This window comes from Desulfococcus sp. (assembly GCF_050178255.1).
In the GTDB taxonomy this organism is placed as follows: Bacteria; Desulfobacterota; Desulfobacteria; order Desulfobacterales; family Desulfococcaceae; genus Desulfococcus; species Desulfococcus multivorans.
On sequence record NZ_JBFXGG010000153.1, the window covers coordinates 1 to 6108 of the forward strand.

The 6108-nt window shown below is 54.2% G+C and carries 8 protein-coding genes and 1 pseudogene; 5 read left to right on the forward strand and 4 right to left on the reverse strand.

Annotation, left to right across the window (positions count from 1 at the left end):
• From AB7S84_RS16085 to AB7S84_RS16095, 3 genes and pseudogenes are all read right to left on the reverse strand, one after another.
• Positions 1-443 (reverse strand): annotated as a pseudogene (locus tag AB7S84_RS16085) (class III poly(R)-hydroxyalkanoic acid synthase subunit PhaC); the annotation flags it as partial.
• 23 nt (positions 444-466) lie between these two features.
• Positions 467-1492, reverse strand: coding sequence for a poly(R)-hydroxyalkanoic acid synthase subunit PhaE (locus AB7S84_RS16090; RefSeq protein ID WP_428155744.1), 1026 nt, complete (start codon positions 1490-1492; stop codon positions 467-469).
• An 84-nt stretch (positions 1493-1576) separates the two neighbouring features.
• Positions 1577-2047 (reverse strand): polyhydroxyalkanoate synthesis regulator DNA-binding domain-containing protein, encoded by a 471-nt coding sequence (locus AB7S84_RS16095; RefSeq protein ID WP_428155739.1) that lies wholly within the window; start codon positions 2045-2047, stop codon positions 1577-1579.
• Between the two features lie 234 nt (positions 2048-2281).
• Here AB7S84_RS16095 and AB7S84_RS16100 point away from each other — a divergent pair, with 234 nt between their 5' ends.
• The 5 genes from AB7S84_RS16100 (at position 2282) to AB7S84_RS16120 (ending at position 5377) form a co-directional block, all read left to right on the forward strand.
• Positions 2282-2542 (forward strand): hypothetical protein, encoded by a 261-nt coding sequence (locus tag AB7S84_RS16100; protein WP_020875266.1) that lies wholly within the window; start codon positions 2282-2284, stop codon positions 2540-2542.
• A 42-nt stretch (positions 2543-2584) separates the two neighbouring features.
• The gene (locus AB7S84_RS16105; RefSeq protein ID WP_020875265.1) at positions 2585-2851 is read left to right on the forward strand and encodes a hypothetical protein; all 267 of its coding nucleotides are present in this window, start codon (positions 2585-2587) and stop codon (positions 2849-2851) included.
• A gap of 83 nt (positions 2852-2934) precedes the next feature.
• Positions 2935-4473 (forward strand): hypothetical protein, encoded by a 1539-nt coding sequence (locus tag AB7S84_RS16110; RefSeq protein WP_040413741.1) that lies wholly within the window; start codon positions 2935-2937, stop codon positions 4471-4473.
• Positions 4474-4512: 39 nt separating this feature from the next.
• Positions 4513-5121 carry a hypothetical protein gene (locus AB7S84_RS16115; protein WP_020875263.1) on the forward strand — a complete coding sequence of 203 codons (609 nt, stop codon included), beginning with the start codon at positions 4513-4515 and terminating at the stop codon, positions 5119-5121.
• Positions 5087-5377, forward strand: coding sequence for a hypothetical protein (locus tag AB7S84_RS16120; protein WP_020875262.1), 291 nt, complete (start codon positions 5087-5089; stop codon positions 5375-5377). The genes AB7S84_RS16115 and AB7S84_RS16120 overlap by 35 nt, the downstream gene beginning before the upstream one ends.
• 62 nt (positions 5378-5439) lie before the next feature.
• Here the strand turns inward: AB7S84_RS16120 and AB7S84_RS16125 are convergent, their stop codons facing one another.
• Positions 5440-6039 carry a hypothetical protein gene (locus tag AB7S84_RS16125; protein WP_428155742.1) on the reverse strand — a complete coding sequence of 200 codons (600 nt, stop codon included), beginning with the start codon at positions 6037-6039 and terminating at the stop codon, positions 5440-5442.
• Positions 6040-6108: the final 69 nt, after the last annotated feature.

The window sequence follows — 6108 nt, forward strand, 5'->3', positions numbered from 1 at the left end:
CCCATGAGGTTGATTCGGGGAAGGCCGTGCCGTTGGCGGATCACGTCGACCACGGCGTCCATGTAGCCGTTCACGTGATCGTCGATGGTGAGGTAGCGATCCTTGCGGGTGGGGTAGCCCCAGTCGACCATGTAGACCTCGATCCCCTTGTCGAGGAAGGTCCGGACCACGCTCCGGCCCGGCTGGAGGTCCAGCATCGTCTCCCGGTTGATAAGAGCGTACACCACCAGAAGGGGGATCTTGTGGGTGACCTTCTCGGGCGTGTAATGCTTCAGCTTCACCCGGTCCTCCTCGTACACCACCTCGTAGGGGGTGACGGCCAGATCGGTTTCAAGAGGACCCAGAAGCACCTCGGAGGCCTTCTGAGCCCGGGTCTTGACCTGTTCGGTGCTCTCCGTCAGCTTCTTCAGGATCAAATCGACGGCGATTTTCGGCTGGCTCATAAAGATCCTCCTTTCGACAAACGTTATTCGCTTTCCAAGGCCGGCTCTTCAGACAGGCGGTTGTCCAACTTTCTGGAAAGTTCTCTGACCTTTTTCTTCAGCACATAAAAATCCTTGTAGAGGGCATCCATATCCCGGTGGGTGGGAATGGGCAGATTGTGGAGCATGTCGCAGACAAAATCTTCCCGGGCCGTCTTGTACTTGACGAGCGCGGCGATGGTGTTGTCCATAACCTGGGTATATTCAGGGGATTTAAGTAAGGTCATGTAGTGCCCCTCGAGGGTTTTGATCCACATGTTGTAGTAGGTCCTGAAATCGTCATGGAGTTCTCCCGCTTCGGCCATGGCCTCCAGTTTCTCCTGCATGACAGCCGTCGTTTTTTCGATGGGAACATAAAAAATGTAGATGAACTCGGCGATCGCCGTCTGAAACAGATTGTGACAATCGATCATCTCGTTGAATCTTTCCTGGTGGAAACGGGTCAAACCGAGTTGAGGGATCTGTAGAAATTTCCGAAATTCCTTTTCATACAGCTCCCGAACGAATTTGAAGGTGTCCTGATCGATGTCTTCGAAGCTGTAGGCCCGGGTCTCGCTGCCCATCTTCGCGGCCCGTTCGAGCCACTGCCGCTGCAAGTCGAAATACCCTTCCCAGGACTGGCGGACCAATTGGGACAACAGATCGGGGGCTGCGTCGAGCCCTTTCAACATGCCCTCCAGGGTTTCGGGTTTATTCAGAAACGCCGTCATTGCCTGAAATATTTTCCCCCCGGTCTCCCAATGTTTTCGGAGCTTTTCCTGTTGGGCCTTTCCGGGCATGCCGTTTGGCATAAACGTCCCGGCGCCGGCCTGGGTCATGGTCTCCCAGAAGGCTGTAAACTGCTTCATCCACTCCCCCGCGAGGGGCTCGCTGTTTGTCGAATCCTTGCTGCGTCCATCCATGCATGCTCTCCAGTGTTCTGTTGGGGTTATCAGGCTGCAGGCTGAAGGGGGGCGGCCACGGGAGGCAGGCTGCTGTCCCCCGGCAGGATCGGGGCATGCCCGCGAAATCCCCCTTCAGCCTCTCCCCGCTCAACCTCGCGAAAATCGAAGGATACATAAAAATACGACACGATCAGTCCCGATACAAGAGGATCATCCTTTCCCGTTTTCCGACGGCGCGGCCGTTTCGGGGGATTCAGGAGTTTGGGGAAAAGGCGCCATCTGCTTCAGTGTCTTCTCGGCGATACCTGAAAGGTCGATACCCAGCTCGAGACACCGCCGAAACTGTTCCTCCATATTCTTTTTATAGGACAGATAATTCTGGATACTCTGCTCCAGGTATTTTTCGAAGTAATCGCTGAGAATGTTTTCTCCGGACCGAATAATCAAATGGAGAAGGGATTCCGGCAACAGCTTGTTGTTTTTTTTCGTCTGCTCCATCAGGATCTGGGTCAGGATGAATGCCGTTACGTCCTGATCGGTCTTGAGGTCGATGACCTCCACCTGGTGACCGCTCCGAATCAACCCCGTAACATCATCCAGGGTGACGTAGGTGCTGTTCCGGGTGTCATAAAGCCTGCGATTGGGATATTTCTTCAGGACAATTTTTTCCGCTTCGCTCATAATATCTTCTCCATCAATGCTTCATTGCAATATGTTTTTCTATTGACTTTATTTATTTTACTCAGTAACCTCCAATAAAGTCAATATATTTTTGTTCTTTTCCAGGAAGGAATCGCGTCCTTACGGATTTGTGCACTGCAATATTTCCACTTGACAAAAACAACCGACGCGCTATTATCAAAACTGTATGCGGCGTTTCAATCATTCCTGCAACCTCAAGAAGGAGGAGAAAAAATGGACACCTTGATCCCGGTCAAGCAGATGCTGACGTTTCAAAAAAGCCTGTTCGACAATACGTATGAGGCGGTCTGTCGAATCCAGAACCAAACGGAAAAAATGAACGACATGTTTCTCAGACAGATACCGTTTCTGTCCGAAGACGGCAGAAAAATGATCGACGACTCGGTGACGATGGGCAAAACCGCCCGGGATCAATTCAAAAAGGCCTTCGATGAGGGATTCGTGAAACTGGAAGCCCTGTACAATATAAAATAACCCTTTTCTCCAACCACCCCGATACGATAAGGAAAGAATGACATGATGGATCAAAAAAAAGTGTTCAAACAGATGATCGATTTCCAGAAAACGACCTTTGACAACTCTTTCAGCGCCATGACGACCCTCCAGGAACAGGGCGAAAAAATGATGACCGCCTTCCTGGATCAAGCTGCCTTTCTCCCGGATGAAGGCAAAGCCGCCGTCAAGAAATGGATCGACGCCTACAAGGATGGCCGCACGAAGTTCAAAGAGGCCGTTGACGAAAATTTCAAGAAGGTCGAAGCGTATTTTTCCGACACGGAATAGACGTAAGGCGCATGACGCCGCGAAAACGGCGTCATGCGGGGTACGACCATAGGAGAACCGGTAAGATGGCCATGGAGAAGCGCATGTCAGACACCTGCATTGACGCCGATGTCGTCGACAAAATGATGTCCCACGTCAATGCCGCCGCCAACCACTTGACCGCAATGCAGAACTACTTTACCGGCTATGCCAGGTATCTCAACGAGTTCATGATTCCCTTCCTGATCTCGACCCACTATTTCAGGCAGGTGGAGCAGGAGAAGCTCCTCATGTCCTCGCCTTTCGAGGCGTTTCAGGCCTACATGGACCTCCTGTCCTTCAACCTGGACATCTCCAACAAGGGCCTTTCCGCGGGAATGGAGATGATGAACGCGTATCTCAAACAGGAAATGCCGGAAGCCGTCACCGCATTGGTCAACACCATTTTCGGTCTCGACGGGAACCCTATGGAGAAATACACCGAGCGTCATGCGCGAATGCTTCGCGCGGTTACCGAGATCTACCCTGAAGCGATCCGAAACATTGCTTCTGAATACGGTTTCCATTTCGAGAGGGGGACCCATCCCCTCATCGCGGAAACCGACCGCTTTATGCTTTACCAGATCCTGCCCACCGATCCGTCGGTGTCAATGCGCGAAGACGGCAAGCCCGTACTCATTCTCCCGCCCTTCGTGCTGGGGGCGAACATTCTCGCCTTCCTGCCCGGGGAAAACAAAAGCTACACCCACTGTTTCGCCAATCAGGGAATCCCCACCTATATCCGCATCATGAAAGACATTCAGACGACCCCGGCCCTCCAGGTCATGACCGGGGAGGACGATGCCGAGGATACGCGCCGCTTTTGCGAGAGAATCATGGCGCGCCACGGCAAGCCGGTCACCCTGAACGGCTACTGCCAGGGCGGTTTTTCGGGGGTGTGCGACATCCTGTCGGGCCGGCTTGAAGGACTGGTGGATGCGCTGATCACTTGCGTCTCCCCCATGGACGGCACCCGAAGTCACGGGCTCAAAAACTTCCTGGCCGAGCTGCCGACCCGCTTCAACGATCTGGCTTACGGCACCAAAACGCTTCCCAACGGGAACAAGGTTGCCGACGGGAATCTGATGGGATGGGTTTACAAGCTGAAGAGCATTGAATCCGAAGCCCCGGTAGTCGCCTTTCTGAGGGATTTGATGATGCTGAGCCCCCGGAACGGACGGCCGGTCAGGGTGAGCAAGACCGCCGCAGCCCTGAATTACTGGCTCCAGAACGAACGAAGCGACTTGCCCCTTGCGGTCACCGCCATGAGCTTCGCGTCCTACAACACGCCGATAACTGCCGACGGTACCCTCCCCGTCAAGCTTTTCGGCCGCCCCCTCAACTTCGGTTACATTCGGGAAAAAAAGATCAAATGGCTGATCTGCTACGGCGAACGGGACGATCTCGTGGAAAAGGAGACGGCGCTTGCCCCCCTCGATTATATCGATGCGGAGGTATCCGCATTTCCCAAGGGCCATGTGGCCATCGCGACCTCGTGGTCGGATCCCAAGTCGGCCTGCGCGCTCCATACCCGCTTTGGAGAGAAGAATTATCGCGGCCCCGTTCGGTTTCACCTCGACCTGGAGCTATCGGATTTGGCATAACCCGAGACGGCGGACGCCGGAGCGAATCGAGGAACGATCATGGATGAAAAATTTCTGGAATTCTGGGGCAATCTGCTGCTGAACGCGGCCAGAAGCAAAAAGCAGACCGATGAGCTGATGCGATGGCTGAAGCTGGGCTTTCCCGGGATCACCGCCTCCCCCGGGTCGACCTCTCCGGGGTCCGGCTTTGAAGAAATGATCGCCGTTTTCCGGAAACTCTACGGCCTTGACAAGATTCCCGAAAAAAGCGAAGACGCGCAAAAGGTGTGGGCCGACGCCTTGAAGAATTTTCAAAATTCCTTTCAGGACTATCTCGCCTTTTCCGGGGTCGTCTCCAGAAAAGAACATCTGGCGCTGGTTGAAAAGTACGAAAAGCTCAAAGCGAAATGTAGCGACCAGGAGGAGACCATCCGGCATCTGCGGATGCTTCTGGAGGATCAAAAGGAGGAGGAGGAGGAATCGCCCCCCATTGCCCCGCTGCAGGATATCGTCAGAAACCAGGGAGAGCTGTTTCAAAAAATGATGACTGATTTCAGTCGATGCTTCAGCACGGAAAAATCGGCATCCAATCCCAAAGCCGATACCAAAAGAGAAGAAGAGGAAGAAGAGAAAAATGATTCACCCGACAGATCCGACCCGTCTGTTTAAAGAATGGTCGGAAATTCAAGAGACCGCTTTCAAAACGACCCTGAACGCCGTGGAGATCTTCCAGAATCGCGCCGAAAAGCTGGCGACGCAGTTCTGGGATCAGACCGCCTGGGCCGCCGAAAAAATCGGCGACGCCGTCATGGACTGTGGCAAAATTTACAAGACCGGCTGTGAAAACCTGCAACGGGTTTGGGTCCCGACCTGTACCACGGGTCCCGAAGCGACTTCGGCCGATGCGAAAACCGAGGCCCCATGATGTTGCCCCCTATCATCCATTGAAGCGCCATCCTGCGAAAACGTCGTATCGACGTTTTCGCATCATCCCTTCCGAATTTCCTCCTTGAGCATACAGCAGGCCACCTGATAGAGGGGTCTGCCGTCCGCGTCATAAGCAAGATTGTCCGGTTGAACCAGCCGGTTCATCACACACCCTTCGGGGATTCTCAGTTGAAAAAAATCAGCCTCGTTCAACCGGGGCATCGGCGTCAGCCGGTCGTTTTCGAACACCAGGGAGTGGTAGGGGAAGTCCTCGCATATGGGACACCGGTAGACCCTGCCGTTGGGGAAAATGAAATAATTTTCCGCGCAGAGCCCGGCACATTCAAAGGGATCGTCCGGCGCCAGAAAGACCTTGGGATAGGTAACGGTGATGCCCCGTTCGGCCACACGCTCCGCAACCGCCGGCACCACACTGAGCCATGTCTCCCGCGACACTTGAAGGACACCGTCCGGGCTTGCTGCGGATTTTCCCCGGATGCCGATCACCTGGATAAAGAAGCGGTCGATGCCCAGATCTTCCAGCAGCGGTGCCATCCGTTCCAGTTCATGAATGTTGGCGGCGCTTACGGTGTAGATGAGACTTACGTTGAAACCCCGCTGCCTGGCCCTCCGGATCCCCGACGTACAGACATCGTACACGCCCTCCCCCCGGATCCGTCATTCGTCTTGCGGGTGGCGCCGTCCAGGCTGAAGCTGAAGAAATCGACC

Coding starts and splice junctions, on each gene's coding strand:
- AB7S84_RS16095 (WP_428155739.1), bottom strand. CDS start 2,047: ATGAGCGAAGCGGAAAAAATTGTCCTGAAGAAATATCCCAATCGCAGG.
- AB7S84_RS16100 (WP_020875266.1), top strand. CDS start 2,282: ATGGACACCTTGATCCCGGTCAAGCAGATGCTGACGTTTCAAAAAAGC.
- AB7S84_RS16105 (WP_020875265.1), top strand. CDS start 2,585: ATGATGGATCAAAAAAAAGTGTTCAAACAGATGATCGATTTCCAGAAA.
- AB7S84_RS16110 (WP_040413741.1), top strand. CDS start 2,935: ATGTCAGACACCTGCATTGACGCCGATGTCGTCGACAAAATGATGTCC.
- AB7S84_RS16115 (WP_020875263.1), top strand. CDS start 4,513: ATGGATGAAAAATTTCTGGAATTCTGGGGCAATCTGCTGCTGAACGCG.
- AB7S84_RS16120 (WP_020875262.1), top strand. CDS start 5,087: ATGATTCACCCGACAGATCCGACCCGTCTGTTTAAAGAATGGTCGGAA.